19 protein-coding genes are annotated in these 16,691 nt (G+C 52.2%); 7 read left to right on the forward strand and 12 right to left on the reverse strand.

Translation table 11 applies throughout. The features are described from left to right. Nucleotides 1-24 precede the first annotated feature (24 nt). From ACMGGS_RS07905 to uspA, 4 genes are all read right to left on the reverse strand, one after another. Nucleotides 25-453, reverse strand: a complete 429-nt coding sequence (locus ACMGGS_RS07905) for a PTS sugar transporter subunit IIA (RefSeq protein ID WP_414165673.1) — start codon at nt 451-453, stop codon at nt 25-27. Then, nucleotides 450-1,856 (reverse strand): PTS transporter subunit EIIC, encoded by a 1,407-nt coding sequence (locus ACMGGS_RS07910; protein ID WP_414165674.1) that lies wholly within the window; start codon nt 1,854-1,856, stop codon nt 450-452. Before ACMGGS_RS07910 ends, ACMGGS_RS07905 begins: the two co-directional genes overlap by 4 nt. 91 nt (nt 1,857-1,947) lie before the next feature. After that, nucleotides 1,948-2,757: a sorbitol-6-phosphate dehydrogenase subunit gene (locus ACMGGS_RS07915; protein WP_414165675.1), complete on the reverse strand. Its 810-nt coding sequence runs from the start codon at nt 2,755-2,757 to the stop codon at nt 1,948-1,950. A 479-nt stretch (nt 2,758-3,236) separates the two neighbouring features. Further along, entirely contained in the window at nt 3,237-3,674 is a 438-nt protein-coding gene (gene uspA, locus ACMGGS_RS07920; protein WP_194207454.1) for a universal stress protein UspA, read from the reverse strand. 392 nt (nt 3,675-4,066) lie between these two features. Between uspA and uspB the strand changes: the two genes are divergently transcribed. Further along, nucleotides 4,067-4,402, forward strand: coding sequence for a universal stress protein UspB (gene uspB, locus ACMGGS_RS07925; RefSeq protein ID WP_176919478.1), 336 nt, complete (start codon nt 4,067-4,069; stop codon nt 4,400-4,402). Between the two features lie 54 nt (nt 4,403-4,456). Here uspB and pitA read toward each other — a convergent pair whose 3' ends face one another. Then, nucleotides 4,457-5,953, reverse strand: coding sequence for an inorganic phosphate transporter PitA (gene pitA, locus ACMGGS_RS07930; RefSeq protein WP_414165676.1), 1,497 nt, complete (start codon nt 5,951-5,953; stop codon nt 4,457-4,459). Nucleotides 5,954-6,183: 230 nt separating this feature from the next. Here pitA and ACMGGS_RS07935 point away from each other — a divergent pair, with 230 nt between their 5' ends. The 4 genes from ACMGGS_RS07935 (at nt 6,184) to ACMGGS_RS07950 (ending at nt 8,745) form a co-directional block, all read left to right on the forward strand. Beyond that, nucleotides 6,184-7,398, forward strand: coding sequence for an NAD(P)/FAD-dependent oxidoreductase (locus ACMGGS_RS07935; protein WP_414165677.1), 1,215 nt, complete (start codon nt 6,184-6,186; stop codon nt 7,396-7,398). A 284-nt stretch (nt 7,399-7,682) separates the two neighbouring features. Then, nucleotides 7,683-8,015 carry a DUF1971 domain-containing protein gene (locus ACMGGS_RS07940; protein WP_414165678.1) on the forward strand — a complete coding sequence of 111 codons (333 nt, stop codon included), beginning with the start codon at nt 7,683-7,685 and terminating at the stop codon, nt 8,013-8,015. Nucleotides 8,016-8,025: 10 nt separating this feature from the next. Continuing rightward, nucleotides 8,026-8,364, forward strand: coding sequence for a DUF1869 domain-containing protein (locus tag ACMGGS_RS07945; RefSeq protein WP_414166225.1), 339 nt, complete (start codon nt 8,026-8,028; stop codon nt 8,362-8,364). A 24-nt stretch (nt 8,365-8,388) separates the two neighbouring features. Next, the gene (locus ACMGGS_RS07950) at nt 8,389-8,745 is read left to right on the forward strand and encodes a DUF1971 domain-containing protein (protein WP_176919474.1); all 357 of its coding nucleotides are present in this window, start codon (nt 8,389-8,391) and stop codon (nt 8,743-8,745) included. 259 nt (nt 8,746-9,004) lie between these two features. On the opposite strand, the gene ACMGGS_RS07955 is transcribed toward ACMGGS_RS07950, so the two are convergent. Next, nucleotides 9,005-9,799 (reverse strand): SDR family NAD(P)-dependent oxidoreductase, encoded by a 795-nt coding sequence (locus ACMGGS_RS07955; RefSeq protein WP_176919473.1) that lies wholly within the window; start codon nt 9,797-9,799, stop codon nt 9,005-9,007. A 498-nt stretch (nt 9,800-10,297) separates the two neighbouring features. Between ACMGGS_RS07955 and ACMGGS_RS07960 the strand changes: the two genes are divergently transcribed. Further along, entirely contained in the window at nt 10,298-10,768 is a 471-nt protein-coding gene (locus ACMGGS_RS07960) for a L,D-transpeptidase (protein WP_414165679.1), read from the forward strand. Continuing rightward, entirely contained in the window at nt 10,765-11,181 is a 417-nt protein-coding gene (locus tag ACMGGS_RS07965) for a hypothetical protein (protein ID WP_414165680.1), read from the forward strand. Before ACMGGS_RS07960 ends, ACMGGS_RS07965 begins: the two co-directional genes overlap by 4 nt. Nucleotides 11,182-11,324: 143 nt before the next feature. Here ACMGGS_RS07965 and nikR read toward each other — a convergent pair whose 3' ends face one another. The 6 genes from nikR to nikA are packed head-to-tail and all read right to left on the reverse strand — an operon-like array spanning nt 11,325 to nt 16,621. Further along, nucleotides 11,325-11,726 carry a nickel-responsive transcriptional regulator NikR gene (nikR, locus tag ACMGGS_RS07970; RefSeq protein WP_414165681.1) on the reverse strand — a complete coding sequence of 134 codons (402 nt, stop codon included), beginning with the start codon at nt 11,724-11,726 and terminating at the stop codon, nt 11,325-11,327. Nucleotides 11,727-11,738: 12 nt separating this feature from the next. Further along, on the reverse strand, nt 11,739-12,515 hold the full coding sequence (nikE, locus tag ACMGGS_RS07975) for a nickel import ATP-binding protein NikE (RefSeq protein ID WP_414165682.1): 777 nt from the start codon (nt 12,513-12,515) through the stop codon (nt 11,739-11,741). Next, a complete protein-coding gene (gene nikD / locus ACMGGS_RS07980) occupies nt 12,512-13,276 on the reverse strand; it encodes a nickel import ATP-binding protein NikD (protein ID WP_414165683.1) in 765 nt (254 codons plus the stop codon). Before nikD ends, nikE begins: the two co-directional genes overlap by 4 nt. After that, nucleotides 13,276-14,109 carry a nickel ABC transporter permease subunit NikC gene (nikC, locus tag ACMGGS_RS07985; RefSeq protein WP_414165684.1) on the reverse strand — a complete coding sequence of 278 codons (834 nt, stop codon included), beginning with the start codon at nt 14,107-14,109 and terminating at the stop codon, nt 13,276-13,278. The genes nikD and nikC overlap by 1 nt, the downstream gene beginning before the upstream one ends. Further along, on the reverse strand, nt 14,106-15,050 hold the full coding sequence (nikB, locus tag ACMGGS_RS07990; protein ID WP_414165685.1) for a nickel ABC transporter permease subunit NikB: 945 nt from the start codon (nt 15,048-15,050) through the stop codon (nt 14,106-14,108). Before nikB ends, nikC begins: the two co-directional genes overlap by 4 nt. Beyond that, nucleotides 15,050-16,621 carry a nickel ABC transporter substrate-binding protein gene (gene nikA, locus ACMGGS_RS07995; RefSeq protein ID WP_414165686.1) on the reverse strand — a complete coding sequence of 524 codons (1,572 nt, stop codon included), beginning with the start codon at nt 16,619-16,621 and terminating at the stop codon, nt 15,050-15,052. The genes nikB and nikA overlap by 1 nt, the downstream gene beginning before the upstream one ends. Between the last annotated feature and the right edge of the window lie 70 nt (nt 16,622-16,691).

A 16,691-nucleotide genomic window follows, 5' to 3' on the forward strand; every position in this document is an offset into this window, starting at 1 on the left:
TATTCAAAGAATAACGAGTATATCTTATAAGTTCAGGACTTGTAAAATTTGTTCTGGTGAAGTGGCATTACGTAACGCCATAACATTCTCTTCTTCAATACATATAAGGGCGATTTTATTCAGTAAGTCCATATGTTCGCCCTCCTTGCCAGCAATACCAATGGTTATATATGCAGTATTTCCATCACCAAAGTCGACGCCATTGGGAAACTGCACTAACGATATCCCGGTTTTAATGATTTCACAGTCTGATCCATCCGTACCGTGAGGGATCGCTAACCCATTCCCCAGATACGTTGAAACTATTTCTTCCCTGAGCTTCATTCTTTCAATGTATCGCTCAGTGATATAACCGTTCTGTTTTAAAACTTCCCCGGTTAACGTTATTGCGGCAAATTTATCGTCAGCTTTGGCATTGAGGACAATGTTTTTTAGAGAAAAAATTTCATTCATGTTGTTGCTTCCTGATTCGCCGCCTGATTGCGTTGCTTGATAAATGCAACGGTTTCATCGTAATCACTTAACTTAATAAAGTTATTAACAGTGATAAACGCCGTGTTCGCATTTTCGCAGCTAAGTTTCGCGCGTTCGAGCAACCCGGAGAGGGTAATAACAATGTCGTAATCTTTACCCACCCGATTAGCGGAATCATTAACAACGGTGATGGTGTCGAGATTTTCTTCCTTCAGCCGTTTTCGCAGTACCGATGCTCCCATTGCGCTGGAACCCATGCCGGAATCGCAGGCGACGAGTATTCGCTGGATGCTTTTCCTTGCCGTTGCAGGTGCAGAAGTCGGCGTTGCCATGCCTGGTACAAAATCCGTGACGGATTTCACCTGACGACCCCCGATAATAACAGGATCCTCTTCTTCACCATCTTCTGAGCCGGGGCTGATTTTCAACAGTAGCCAGCCAAGCGTGCAGGAGACGATAAAGCCCGCGCTAATCGAGACCAGGTTGGCGATGATAGCGCTTTTCGGTGTCATCATCGCGATAGCGATCAAGCTGCCCGGAGACGCTACACCAATCAGGCCGCCACCCATAATCACTTGCAGGAATAGCGAGACCGCCAGCCCACCCATGGTAGCAAAGACCAGCAGCGGGTTTGCCAGCACGAAGGGGAAGTAAACTTCACCAATTCCGGCAATCCCGGCAATGAACATTGCCATCGGCGCGGTCTTTTTAGCGCGTCCACGTCCGAAGAGGGCGATAGCCATCAGCGTTCCCAGCAATGGGCCGTTATTGGTATCCACCAGGAACATGATCGACTTACCCAGTTCAGGAACCTGCGCAAAACCGATCGGGGCAAGAATACCGTGGTTAACGACGTTGTTAAGGAACAGTACCTGGGCCGGAGCCATAAAGACGGACAACAGCGGCAGAAGGTTATGAGTAGTACACCAGTTGACGCCTGACGTAATAATTACGATCAGCAGACGGATCACTGGCCCAACGGTCATGTAAGCAAAAATCGCGCACAGCAGACCGATGATCCCCAGGCTGAAATTATTCACGAACATTTCAAAGCCGGGTTTAATTTTGGGCTGCACTTTCTGATCGAATTTCTTCAACAACCAGGAGGAGAGTGGCCCCATGACCATCGCACCACTGATCATCGTAATGTTGGATCCTACGATGACGCCCATGGTGGCGAAGGCGGCAATGACCCCGCCACGCTGACCGTGAATGTTATATCCTGCTGTGTAGCCAATTAATAATGGGAAAAGATAATTCAGGATAGGACCGACCATCTCTCCTAATTTGTCATTGGGAAACCAGCCATTTGGGATAAAAATGGCGGCCATTAATCCCCATCCGACAAATGCACCCAGATTCGGCATAACCATGCCGCTCATAACTCCACCGAACTTTCTAATTTTCGCTAACGTAGGGCTATTGGCAATTCGATTGTTCCCCATGGTCGGCTCCATTTCTTATGATGAGTGATTAATGATGTGATTTACCGCCAGTGATATTGATGACGGAGCCTGTGATGTAAGAGGAACGATCTGAAACCAGGTAAGAAATAAGATCGGCAATCTCTTCCAGTTTGCCAGGACGTCCCAGTGGAATAATGCCTTTGTAGTCTTTATGCACGTGGGAAGGATCGGTGCCGCGGGTATAGGCCAGCGCACGGAAATTCGCTTCGCTGTTCATCGGGGTAGGGACGTTAATGCCAGGTTCAACGCTGACGATGCGGATATTGTATGGCCCCAGCTCTTTTGCCCAGGCGAAGGTAAAGGCGTTAACGGCGGCTTTGGTGGCGGAGTAGCAGCTCTGACCGCGTGAACCCTGAACGCCAGCCTCAGAGGTCATATTGATAATCACGCCGGACTCCTGTTCAACCATTTGACGGGCGACGGCCTGGGAGACGAGATAGACCGCTTTCTGGTTAACATTCACCATAAAGTCAAAGTCATCTTCGCTCAGCTCGTATTCCGGTTTTTGTTTGAAGACATCCACCAGCAGGCGCGGGCGACTGACGCCTGCGTTATTGACCAGTCCGTCGATATGACCAAATTTCTCGACCACGCTAGCGGCAAGCTGCTCGACTTCTGCTTTTTTGGTCACATCGCATTTGATATAGGTGATCCCGTCAATCTGACTAAACGCGGCGTTAGGTGCGAGGTCGGCATACACCACGGTTGCGCCATTGGCATGCAGGTTTTCAACCATCTTTTCGCCAAGGCCCATGCTGCCGCCGGTCACAATCACCACTTTTCCGGAAAGATCCAACCACTTTGTTGCTTGATCCATTTTTCTTTCTCTCACTGTTTTTACGTTGGTTTGCACATGCCACGGTGCGGGTACGTAACGTGGCATGCTTGCCAGGAATAAATGCGTTTTTGTGCGCGTTTGTAATTTATGCGCAGAAAAACGCATTGACTACGAAGAGGATCTTAATATGCGAGGTAAATCACATCATAAATGTATTATTCTTTATAATTCAATTAATTACATTTTTTCATTTATTTTGCGTAGAGGATCGCACTTCGGGGTTGATGGTTAATTAATCAATTAATAGTGCGCGTAAATGCGTTTATTAATATTTTTAATGCATTTACATGCATGAGTATGTTTTTTGTGTGTTTGATGATTGTTATTTAATGGTGAAATAAACAATGCGAAGGCGTGGCGTCGGAGAGAAAATTAAGGCGTGAGCAGGAGAAATGGGTGAAAGGCAGGCATAAAAAAACTGCGGACCCCCCGCAGTTTTTTGTTGGTAAAGTGCGGTTTTATTCGTCTTCTTCGTCGCGCAGCGGGACGATCAGCATGTCGACATGCACGGTATTAATCAATTGGCGAGCAGATGACATGAGTTTGCTCCAGAAATCCTGGTGATGGCCGCAAACGACCAGGTCCATGTCATATTTTTTAATTGCATCAACCAGCACCTGACCCAGATCGCCGCTGCCGCTCAGGGTTTCGGTGATAGGGTAGTTGGCATTGGCGGACAGTTCGCTCAGGGCATGATGCGTTTCTTCAGAGATGCGTTTTTGCATATCGCCGAGGTTCACATCAATCAGGCCGGTGTATAGATCGGAGTAGTTAACATCCACATGGATCAGGGAAATTTTTGCATCGTAAGGACGCGCCATGGATACCGCTTTGTCTACCAGCACTTTGCTTTCTGGAGACAGGTCAACCGCAATGAGAATGTGTTTGTAAGCCATAGTGTTACTCCTTCCATAAGTTGTCGATGACCAGTGGGCCGGACCGCCTGCTGTCGCTGGCTGTCTTGTTCCGCGTCCTGCGTACTACACGCGCGGGATGAATAAGCCCTGCCTTTAGAAGCCTGGTGTAGAGGATGATCCTACCTTATAGCGCGCCAGGTCCTTCGTCAATGTCGCTTGCTCAACTCAAAGTTGAACAAAATTTTCAGACAATTGCATTGATAATGATTAACGTTATGGTAAAAAAATTAACTGATCTCCTACACTATTTAATGAGCCGGTCGGATAAATAAACGTGATCGGTTTCTCACTCTTTCAATGAACTCTTTGTCTGTATGTTGGGGAGCGATTGCCCGCAGGCTTTAACGGTGGGTGATTGCCGGGGAGGCGGTATGATCAGCACCATCGCGCTTTTTTGGGCTTTATGTGTTGTTTGTGTTGTTAACATGGCACGCTATTTTTCATCCCTGCGTGCGCTGTTAGTGGTATTACGCGGCTGTGACCCTTTGCTTTACCAGTACGTCGATGGTGGCGGTTTCTTTACGTCTCACGGTCAGCCCGGCAAGCAGGTGCGTCTGGTGTGGTATATCTATGCCCAACGCTACCTTGATCATCATGATGATGAGTTTATCCGCCGCTGTGAACGCGTGCGCGGGCAGTTTATTTTGACCAGCTTTCTGTGTGGGCTGGTCGTGGTCAGTTTGATCGCGTTGATGATTTGGCACTGAAAAAAAAAGCGGGCCAGTTTCCTGACCCGCTTCTGTTTTCTGCAATACCCACCGTTAAATGATATGCAGGGCCAGCCAGTACAGTACGCCTGACAGCACGATTGAAGCTGGAAGCGTAAAGACCCACGCCATCAGTATGCTGGTCACGGTTTTCCGTTGCAGACCGCCGCCGTCTACGATCATCGTCCCCGCCACGGAGGATGAGAGAACGTGGGTGGTGGAAACCGGCATGCCGGTATAGCTGGCAAGCCCGATGGAGACCGCTGCCGTCATCTGAGCGGACATCCCCTGTGCATAGGTCATGCCTTTTTTACCGATTTTTTCACCGATAGTGGTGGCAACACGTCGCCAGCCAATCATGGTACCAATACCCAACGCTAACGCGACGGCCATGATGATCCAGATAGGGGCATACTCAATGGTGCTGAGCATATCGCCTTTCAGCTTTTTGAGCAGACGCTGATCGTCAGCGCTGACATTTGGCATCTTAGCGACTTTATCGGTCGTATCCGCGATACACAGCATGATGCGGCGCAGCTGGCTACGTTGCTCTACCGGAAGCTTATCGTAGTTATCAATGTCGCCCAGCATCGTTTTAGCGCGGTTTAGCGCATTAACCGCGAGGCCGGGATGGCAATGAAACTCGGCTGGTGCGTTACCGGTTTGTTCCGGCGTCGGAATAGCCGGCTCTTTTTCGATCGCTTTTTGCAGGAAGTCCGGGTGCTGCTGGAAATAGACTTCTACGTTATTGATCGCGTCGCGAGTACGGGTAATGTCGTAGCCAGAGGCATTCATGTTGACCACGAATCCCGCAGGCGCAACGCCAATCAGTACCAGCATAATCAGGCCGATCCCTTTCTGTCCGTCATTCGCACCGTGAGAAAAACTCACGCCAATGGCGGACAGGATCAGTGCGATACGGGTCCAGAACGGCGGTTTTTTCTTCCCGTCTTTCTTTTCACGTTCGGCTGGCGTCAGGTGGATACGGGCGCGTTTTTTGGTGCCGCTCCAGTAGCGACGCAAAATAAACACCAGGCCCCCTGCGAAGATCAGGCCAACGATGGGAGACACAATCAACGAGGCAAAGATGTTGATAACTTTGGGAATGTTGAGCGCATCGACCACCGAGGTACCGCTCATCAATGCGTTGGTTAAACCAATGCCGATGATGGCGCCAATCAGGGTATGAGAACTGGAGGCTGGCAAACCAAAATACCAGGTCCCCAGGTTCCAGATGATAGCCGCCAGCAGCATGGAGAAGACCATCGCCAGGCCGTGAGCGGAGCTGACATTCAGTAGTAGATCGGTTGGCAGCATATGCACAATCGCATAGGCCACGCTCAATCCGCCGAGCAGAACGCCGAAAAAGTTAAATACCGCAGCCATGACCACCGCGAGTTGCGAGCGCATTGCACGGGTATAAATCACGGTTGCAACAGCATTCGCAGTGTCGTGGAAACCGTTGATAGCTTCGTAAAACAGCACAAAAACCAGAGCAAGCAATAATAAAAGGCCCGTATGGAAATCAAGACCAGCAAACAAATGTAGCATAGGACGTTACGCCATTTTGAGGACATGAACGCGGCGCATTATCAGTGACTTTGGCGGCGCGGGCAAAGTGAAATATCGCCTTTTTTTGATATTAGTCGTGCTCTGCGCGAAAGTACTAAAGATTTATCTTATAGATTTCAATGAAATGATAGATGCAGCGCATTTTTACGCTGGTGCGACCACTGGGTAATCTTTACAATTCACGCCCTGATTTGAGAGAGGATGTTGCTGTGGAAAGGTTTGATGCCATTGTTATCGGTGCGGGTGCCGCAGGAATGTTTTGTGCGGCCACGGCAGGTCAGGCCGGAAGCCGTGTACTGCTACTTGATAACGGCAAAAAACCGGGCCGCAAAATTCTGATGTCGGGCGGAGGACGCTGTAATTTTACCAACCTCTACGTCGAACCTGCCGCCTATCTGAGTCAGAACCCGCATTTTTGTAAGTCAGCACTGGCGCGCTATACCCAGTGGGATTTTATCGAGCTGTTAGGGAAGCACGATATCGCCTGGCATGAAAAGGCGCTGGGCCAGCTCTTTTGTGACGATTCCGCGCAGCAAATCGTCGATATGCTGGTGAAAGAGTGTGAAAAAGGCCAGGTGACGCTGCGACTGCGCAGCGAGGTGCTGAGCGTCGGGCGCGATGACGACGGGTATATCCTGCAACTCAACGGCGATACGGTGGCGGCGGATAAGCTGGTTATCGCCAGCGGCGGCCTTTCGATGCCGGGACTGGGCGCGTCTCCTTTTGGCTATAAAATCGCGGAGCAGTTCGGTCTGAAGGTGCTGTCGACGCGCGCCGGGCTGGTCCCATTTACCCTGCATAAACCGCTGCTGGAACCGTTACAGACGCTTTCCGGCGTCTCGGTGCCGTCAGTTATTACCGCGCAGGAGGGCACGCTGTTTCGCGAAAGCCTGCTGTTTACCCACCGTGGGCTTTCAGGCCCGGCAGTGCTGCAAATCTCCAGCTACTGGCAACCCGGCGAGTTTGTCAGTATTAATCTGCTGCCGGACTGCGATCTGGAGAGCTTCCTGGATGAGCAACGTGCGGCGCATCCTAATCAAAGCCTGAAAAATACGCTCGCGATGCAGCTTCCTAAACGGCTGGTCGAGTGTTTACAGCAGTTAGGGCAAATCCCTGACGTTACGCTGAAACAGCTTAACGCGCGCGACCAGCAGGCACTGGTAACAACGTTAACCGCATGGCGCGTGCAGCCCAACGGGACAGAAGGTTACCGCACGGCGGAAGTGACCCTTGGCGGGGTCGATACGCATGAGCTTTCATCGCGCACGATGGAAGCACGTAATGTGCCTGGGCTTTATTTTATCGGCGAAGTGATGGATGTGACTGGCTGGCTGGGGGGATATAATTTCCAGTGGGCGTGGTCGAGTGCCTGGGCGTGCGCCCAGGCGTTAATCGCGTCGCAAGGCACTGAGAAGTCGTCATAAAGTAATGTTCGTCCTTATTTATTATTCCCGCCGTGCATAAAATGTGCGGCATTTTAATTAATCCTTAGGGGGTACAATTATTAATTCTCATTAGTTGCTCAGGCACAGGTAGCAGAGCGATATTATTGTTGAAGCCATCATGGATTATTCCCGCAGTAGATAAAACAGTGTAAAAATACCCACCAAAAAAAGCACCGCATAAATTCAAAAACAGGTATATGATATGCAACATATGATTTCCTTTTTCTCTGAGCACGTTTCAGGGAGCCGCAAGAGGTTGAAATATGCAACGTATCGCTATCCCCGCTCACTATGTTCACACCCGTTCTACGCCGTTCTGGAATAATGAGACCGCGCCTGCATCTATCTGGAAACGTCACCTCGACGCCGGTACGCGGCAGGGCGTTTACCCCCGCTTAAGCGTAATGCGCGGCGCGATCCGCTATTACGGTTATGCAGATGAGACCAGCCCTGAGCCGGTGGAAACGCTGACGATTAACGCCGGCGAATTTGGCGTTTTCCCGCCGGAAAAATGGCACAACATAGAAGCGTTAACGGACGATACGCTATTTTGCGTAGATTTTTATGTTGACCCGAAAATTTTGATTGAAGGCTGAGGTGTTCATGATGACGACAGAAAATAAAGGTTATTCTCTGGCAGTAACGAATAGTAGCAACAATGAAACCGAAGACAAAGTCTATTTGAAACCAATGTCCCTGTATGTGCCGGATCTTGCCGTGCAGGCGGTGACGGAGTTGGTTTCAGGTTTGTCAGCGGCAAAGAAAAGTGCGGATGAATTTGTCCTGACGGTGACGAATAACAATAACGGCATTTCGGTAGATAAAAATTTTGCCAGTCTGAGTGAGTTGCAGGACCCGCTGAATGCTGCGGATAGCGTAAAAGATTTGATTAATATCGTTCGCGGTTATGAATCTGACGAAGAAACTAACGTATGTGGCTGGTAATTCCACCCTTCTGGAGGATTGATTATGGCGTTTCAAATTCCTGCTCATTTTCGTCACACCCGTTCCACGCCGTTCTGGGATAAACAGACGGTTCCTCAGGCGTTGTTAACCCATCACAACACCAAAAAAGGCGTTTATGGCCGCCTTTCGGTGATGGAAGGGGCGGTGAAATATTTCGGCTTTGCCAGCGAAAATGATACCACGGCGGAAATTGAGGTCGTGATTGAGGCCGGGCACTTCGGTATTAGCCCGCCGCAGTACTGGCATCGTATTGAGCTGTTGACCGACGACACGTATTTCAATATTGATTTCTTTGCCGATCCGGATGAAGCGCTGGAAGGCAAGGGGATTGGCCAGGTGGTGAATACGCACCGCGGTTAACGCCGGTCACGAAGGACGTATTGCCGGCCTGTGCTGGTGGTTTGCCGGGCGGCGGCTGCGCCTTGCCCGGCCTACATCGGTGGTCTGCCAGGAGGCGGCGGCATCTTTCCCGGCCTACATTGCTGGTTTGCCGATGGACTCTGCCTTTGGTACAGGGTTAACGTAATTTGTAGGCCTGTGCAAGCGCAGCGCCGCCAGGCATTATAAGGTACATGCCTGGCCGAATGGCTGCGCTCATCAGCCCTGGCTGCGGCTCACGTCAGACAATATCGTCCACCACACCGCCATCCACGCGCAGCGCCGCGCCCGACGTGGCGGAAGCCTGCTCTGAACAGACGTAAACCACCATATTCGCCACTTCTTCGACTGTGGCGGCACGCTGGATCACCGAACTCGGGCGGTTTTGCATCACAAACTCTTTTGCCACCGTCTCCAGCGATTTGCCGGTTTTCTCTACTTCATCTTTCATCATGGCGGCAAAACCATCGGACAAGGTCGGCCCCGGCAGGACGCTGTTCACCGTCACCCCGCTGCCCGCGACGAATTTCGCCAGCCCGCGCGAGAGGGAAAGCAGCGCCGTTTTGGTCACGCCATAGTGGATCATATCCGCCGGAATATTGCGTGCCGATTCTGATGAAATAAATACCACGCGTCCCCAGCCTTTGCGCACCATGCCCGGCAACAGCGCGCGCGACAGGCGTACGCCCGACATCACGTTCGTCTGCCAGTAGTTATCCCAGGTATCGTCATCGGTCGAATAAAAAGCCTGCGGGCCGAAAATCCCGGCATTATTAACCAGAATATCAACATCCGGTGCCACTTTAAGTAGCGACTCCACGCCTTCCGGTGTGCTGAGATCGGCAATCGCCGCGCGAAGCTGCGCGCCTGGCACCGCCTGCTGAAGATGCTGGATGCCCTGATTCACGCTGCTTTCGCTGCGCCCGTTGATAATCACTTCTGCGCCACTTTCCGCCAGCCCTTTGGCGATCCCTAAGCCAATCCCCCCGGTGGAGGCGGTCACCAGCGCCACTTTTCCCGTAAAATCGATTTTCATGCTTCGCTCCGGATTGTGATGAATGTTCGGATCATTAAGCATAGCAGGCGAAGATAGCCTGCATCGTGTAGGGTTACGACGGCAGAAAAAGAAGGATGGACGCTATATATTCTTTTAAAAATACAATGAGGAATCGTAACCAGCTATTAACATAAAAGGATATCCGTCATATTTCACGTTGCATGTGCGTTGGCTTTCCTCGCTCACCCCGATTATTAAGCGGAGTACGCTTCCGGCGAGGTGCAGCCTTAGGTTGTTCGAGTTCGTTCCGGACGAGATTGTCACCGCGTCATCGTTTTCCTAAAATACGAGTTATTTAGAATATATAAATTATCAATTTTTGCTTATTTTTTGATAATCTGTATCAATTAGTTTATACATTGAGGATACATTTAATGCTGTTGCTGTATGCATCTTATTTATACAGCTTGAGGTTCTTTGTATAATGGTTTTTAATTTTTTGTAAGATATTCTTTAATGTGGTAAAAAGAGGTACATATGGCAAAAATCATCTTTGATGGTAAAAAACATATTATAATGCTTATTTCAAATGATAATATTATGCAAGGAAAGTGGGTTGCTTATAATAATGTTGATAGCCGAGCATCATTTCGCCATATAAATAATGGAAATTATCAGATTATTGACACCTTAAGACCTCATTGGCACATACCAGATCCAAATGGACCTTACGGCTCTTATGGAATAATTAGATTTAATTATCCGGGCCATCCAGGTATAGGTATTCATTCTGGCCGGGCTAATAGTTTGCATGATGCCGGCCCAAAACACGCCACTATGGGATGTATAAGAACAACTGATGATGCCATGTTAAAGATAAAGAACTACATGGGTGACTCGCCTTTAACAACTATTGAAATTATAAATAATAGTGGCCTCTCTGCGCTAAATGACACCTTGAGAAATGCATCGCATATTTATACCCCGATAAGAGCATATTTATTATGAAAATGATTTTTTTATTGCTGTGCATGATTAATTTTTCTGCAAACGCTTATGAGTGCACTTCCGCAAAATACGATAAGGCAGAGAGTGCTATTGACAATTTAAATACATGGGCAGATTTAAGCGGCTTCTATAACAAATTTAAAGAATGTGATGAAGGTTCTGTTTCTGAAGGATTATCTGAAATAATAACCTCTTTACTGGCAAATCATTGGAATGAATTGCCTGAGTTTGAGGTGGAGAGCAAAAAAAATCTCGGGTTTGAATACTGGAGTTTAAACCATATTGATAAAACTGTGAATGATGAAGATCTTAATAAAATTATAGTTAACGTAAAAGAATTATGTCCAAAGGGAATGGCGGGGATTTGTTTCAAACTGGGTGAAAAAACACGTAAAGTTTTAAATGAAGATTAGTGCACTATTAAATTTGGTGCAGGAATCTGCTTTGCAAAGACAAAAATATGTATATAAAGAAGAGAGGCGTAATAAATGTCGTCATCTCTTCTACATACAAGGATTAATCTTTTGTGCGGCGGGTGCATTGCTACGAATATGCTCTAGTCCTCTTCCGTCAGACACTGCAAATGTCCGTGACGCACGCCACGCTGGGCGATCACATCGTCGGCGAAATGCTGGATCTCGTGCATATTGCCCTTCAGTACCGCGACTTCCAGGCAGTCATCATGATTGATATGCACATGCAGCGTGGAGACTGACAGATCGTGGTGGTGATGCTGCGCCGAGACGATGCGGCTGGCGAGATCGCGCTTCTCATGTTCATAAACATACGACAGCACCGCATAGCCGTTCTGCCCGCCGTGCTGAGTGTGTTCATGCGTCAGCGTATTGCGCAGAATATCGCGAATCGCTTCTGACCGGTTGTTGTAGCCCCGCTGCTGGCTTAGTGCGTCCAGCGTAACGAGAAGATCGTCGTCAAGCGTAATGGTGATTCGTTGCATTGGAATAAGCCCTCAGGGTTGCGTGCGTCGCGGAACGGGGAAGGCGGGAAGCGCCGCCTGCTGTAGCGCCTGACCTTGCGGCGTCTGTAACTGTAACGGGGACTGCACGGGAGCGGTTTCGATAATTTCCCCCCGATCCATCACCATCACTCGCTGGCAAAAACGCTCGACCAGACGCAGATCGTGAGTAATGAACAGGCAGGCGGTGCCGAACTGCTGCTGTAAACGCTTAAGAAGCTGGATGATGCCCGCCTGCAATACCAGGTCCAGGCTGGAGACCGCTTCATCCAGAATCAACAGGGCAGGCCTGACAACCAGCGCGCGCGCCAGGCAAACGCGCTGGAGCTGGCCGCCGCTCAACTGAGACGGCCGCTTGTCTATGATATCAATATCCAGCTCGACAGCGCGAAGCATCTCCTCAATGCGATCCCGCCGCTCTTTTTTCGCCAGCGTCATCAGGTGGCGCATCGGCTCGGCAATAATATCGCCGACGGTTTTGCGCGGGTTCACCGCGCTGATGGCATCCTGAAAAACGAGCTGGATATCGCGGCGAAATGCCTTTCGGGACGCCCGGTTTAAGCGTGCCAGGGTTTTGCCGCGCCAGACGATATCGCCTGATTCCGGGCGCTCCAGCCCCACCAGCAGACGCGCCAGGGTACTTTTGCCACAGCCGCTGCGGCCCAGCAGGGCCACGCTTTCGCCTGCCTGTAGCGTCAGCGAAATATCGCGCAACACCGCAGGCTGGTGGGGGTAGCGGTGCCCCAGGCCGGAAACGGAAAGCAGCGTCATGCGGGTAACTCCATGCCATAAAGCGCCAGATGTGCGGCCAGCAGGCCGCGCGTGACGGGATGCTGCGGAGCGTTAAAAATCGCGTCCACGCGGTTATGTTCGACGATCCGCCCCTGATCCATCACCGCCACCTCGTCCGCCAGGCGCGCCACCACGCCCATATCGTGCGTGACGATCAGCATCCCCGGCGCGCGGCGCTGAAGGATGGCGTCCAGCAGATCCAGAATCCGCGCCTGGGCGACCGCATCCAGATCGGTGGTCGGCTCGTCGGCAATGATAAACGGCGCGTCGGCCAGCACCGCCATCGCGATCATCATTCGCTGTAGCATGCCGCCGCTCATCTCAAACGGATAGAGCCGCAGTACACGCTCCGCATTCTCCAGCCCAACGGCCTCCAGCGCGTCAATAAGCGTGGCGTCATCCGCCGGTTTGCCCAGCGCCCGGCAGGTCTCGCGCGCGTGCGTCGCCATGGTATGCAACGGGTTAAAGGCGCTGCGCGGGTTTTGCATAATGGTCGCCACCTTCAGCCCGCGCAGCGCAGCGCAGGTGACGGGTTGGCCATCCGCCAGCAGCGTTCCCGCCGTCTGGCGCACGCCCGCGGGCAGTACGCCCAACGCCGCCGCGCAGGTGAGGGATTTCCCGCTGCCGCTGCCGCCGACCAGCGCCAGCACGCGGCCGCGTTTAAGGGTCAGCGACACACCCTGCACCAGCGGTTTGTCCGCTTCAAGCGCAATATTTTGCAGTTCGATGGATTGCGGCATCAGTGGGCATGCTCCGTTTCCAGATGAGGGTCGAGATGATCGCGCAGTGCGTCACCGACCAGGTTAAAGGCCATGACGCTGATAAACAGCGCCAGCCCCGGCCAGACCATTTGCAGCGGCTGGGTCCAGATATACTGGCGCGCGTCGTTGATCATCACACCCCATTCCGGTGTCGGCGCGGTCACGCCGAGGCCGAGGAACGACATCCCGGCGACATGCAGCATCATATGGCCGATATCCAGCGTCGCCAGCACCAGCAGCGACGGCATCGCCGCGCCTGCCAGATGATCGATAAACACCCGCATATGCCCCGCGCCGGATAACCGTGCAGCCAGCACAAATTCACGCTGGCGCAGGGAGATCACTAACGTTCGTACCATGCGCGCATACCAGGCCCAGTGCGACAGCGCGATGGCGATAATCACGTTGGTCAGCCCGGTCCCCAGCACGCCCACCAGGAAAAAGGAGAGGATCGAGGTCGGAAAGGTCATAAAAATATCGGCGACCCGCATGGTCACCTGATCGACACGGCCGCCGATCAGCCCGGCGCTACCGCCGACAATCAGCCCCAACGCCAGTACCAGTAGCAGACAGGCCATCACCGAGCCGAGCGAGACCCGGATTGCTGCCAGCAGACGGGAGAAAATATCCCGCCCCAGATGATCGGTGCCGAGCCAGTGCTGGCTATTCGGTGCCAGCAAACGCGACGGTAAATCAATGGCCTGCGGATCCCAGGGTAGCCACCACTGACTGGTGAGCGCAATTACCGCCAACAGGACAATGACAATGAGCGCCAGGCGTACCGACCAGCGTGAAGAGAGAAAAAAGTTCACGAATGCGCTCCTTCATGGCGACGAATACGCGGGTCCAGCGCGGCGTTCAGCAGATCGACAATCAGGTTACAGACCACAAAAACCACCACCATCATCAGCGTAAAGCACTGGATGACCGGGTAGTCGCGGTTAAAAATCGCCGAGACGGCATAGCGCCCGACGCCCGGCCAGGCAAAGATATTCTCGATGATCATCGTTCCGCCGATTAGTTCGCCGATATGCATCCCCACGGCGGTGATCATCGGCAGCGAGGCGTTGCGCAGGATGTGGTGACGCTCGGTGTGTTTCTCGCTCAGACCGCGCAGCCGCGCCCAGGTGACATGCCGCTGCCCGGCGATGTCCAGCATACTGGCGCGCAGCAGACGGGCGTTAATCGCCAGCGACATAAAGGCAATCGACACCGCTGGCAGAATAAGATGCTGCCAGCCGCCGTAACCCATGGCGGGCAGCCATTTTAAATACACCGAGAAAAACGTCACCAGCAGAAAGGCGAGCCAGAAATTAGGCATCGACACACCGAGAAAGGCGATCAGCCGGACGATAAAATCCGGCAGGCGATCGCGATGGCGCGCCGCCCAGATACCCAGCGGTACGGAGGTCAGCAGAATCAACACCAGCGCAGCCCCTGCCAGTTGCAGCGTGGCGGGCAGGAAATGCAGTACGTCATTCAGTACCGGCCGCTGCGTCGCAAACGAGATTCCGAAATCGAGATGCAGCGCTTTCCACAGCCAGTCGCCGTACTGCGCGACAAGCGGCTGATCCAGCCCCAGCATCGCACGCGTGGAGGCTACCATCTCCGGCGTCGGCGGCAGGTTCGATAAACGCAAATAGTCGAGCGCCGGGTCGCCAGTGCCCAGGCGCAGCATCAAAAAGATCACCACCGAGGCAGCGAAGATCATCGGGATCAGCAGCAGCATGCGCCGCAAAGCATAACGCAACATCAGGGAGCCACCGGGGTAATCTGTTCAAACGGAATTTCAGAAGTAATGGGCGCATAAGGGATCTCGCCCAGTTCAGGTTTCGCCACCACCATCATCGATATATAACTAATGGGGAGATATACCGCCTCGTTATGCAGACGGGTAAGGATGTCGCGATACAGCGACTTACGCTGCGTTTCATCGGTGGTCGTAAGCACGTCACCAATCTCTTTGTCGATTTGCGCTTTGTCGGGCAGGCCGAGTTGTGCCTGATAATCCGCGTGGGAGGGGACGCGCATCGAACTCATGAAAGCGTGCGGATCGTAAGGCGCGCCCCAGGTGCGGGAGAAAATCATACCGAAGCGGCCATCGCGCATACGGGCATAAATGCTGCTCTCTTCTTCGCCGATCAGCGCGACATCGACGCCAATCTTGCGCATATCGGCCTGGATAATCTCGGCCATCGTTTTGCTCAGCGCATCAGTGCCAATATAGGCCAGTTCGATGTGTAGTGGCTGACCATTTTTTTCACGGACAGTCTGTCCGGCGGGCAGCGCCCAGCCCGCTTTTTCCAGCAGCGTAATGGCCTGCTGCGGATCGTACTGGCGCGGTTTCAGGCCAATATTGGCGTAAGGCACGGTGGGCGCGAATAAGGTATCGGCCACCTGCTGTGTGCCGTACAGCGCATTGTCGATCAGCGATTTTTTATCCACCGCATAGTTCAGCGCTTCCCGCACCGCCAGTTCGCTGGTGGGCGCTTTTGCGGAGTTCAGCGCCAGCATCACGGTTTCGGCGGGCGCGGAAAGCTGCGTGTGATACTGCGGGTCCTGGCTAAAACGCGCAAAAGTGTCGAGCGGTAGCAGCCCTTCATTGCCGTACAACAGGTCGATATCGCCGGTTTCAAAGGCGACCGCGCGAGTGGTGGGGTCGGGGATCACCTTCACGGTAATCTTTTGAATCTTCGGTTTTTCACCCCAGTAATGCTCGTTACGCACCAGCACGTCATACTGATTCAGCTTCGACTCTTTCAGCACCCACGGCCCGGTGCCAATCGGGGCTTTTATGCCGTGCATAGTCTCATTATCTTTGAACTGCGACGGCGCGATAAAGCGGAACGGGCGCGGCAGGGCCAGCTCCTGTAAGAAAGGGTAGTAGGCGTCTTTAAGGGTGATTTGCAGGGTGGTTTTGTCGAGCGCTTTGACGTCGGTGATTTGGTTGGTCAGCTCCAGCCAGGCGTGACGCTGGCGGTTATCCAGCACCGCGCGGAAGTTCTCTGCTGCAGCCTGGGCGTCAAATACGTCACCGTTGGAAAATGTCACGTCATCGCGGAGGATAAAGGTCCAGGTTTTACCGTCTGCGGAGTGGCTCCAGCTTTTCGCCAGCCACGGTTTTACCGAGCCATCGGCCTGGTATTTTACCAGCGGCTCATAAACCATGCTCTGAGCGAACATCTGGTTGGGAGTATAAAGGTGTGGATTAAGCGGACCCACGTTAACCGGCCAGGCGGTGGTGATGTCGTCTGGTGCTGCAGCGCGCGTAAGCAGCGGCGCGCAGGCAAGCACCGCCAGCAGCACGTAGCGTAATCTGGACAACGTTATTGCCTCAAATGATGAGAAAATCGATTAAAGTATGATGATTTTAGGGATTCATCATACTTTTACG

The sequence above is a fragment of the Superficieibacter sp. BNK-5 genome (genome assembly GCF_047456055.1).
GTDB lineage: Bacteria > Pseudomonadota > Gammaproteobacteria > Enterobacterales > Enterobacteriaceae > Superficieibacter.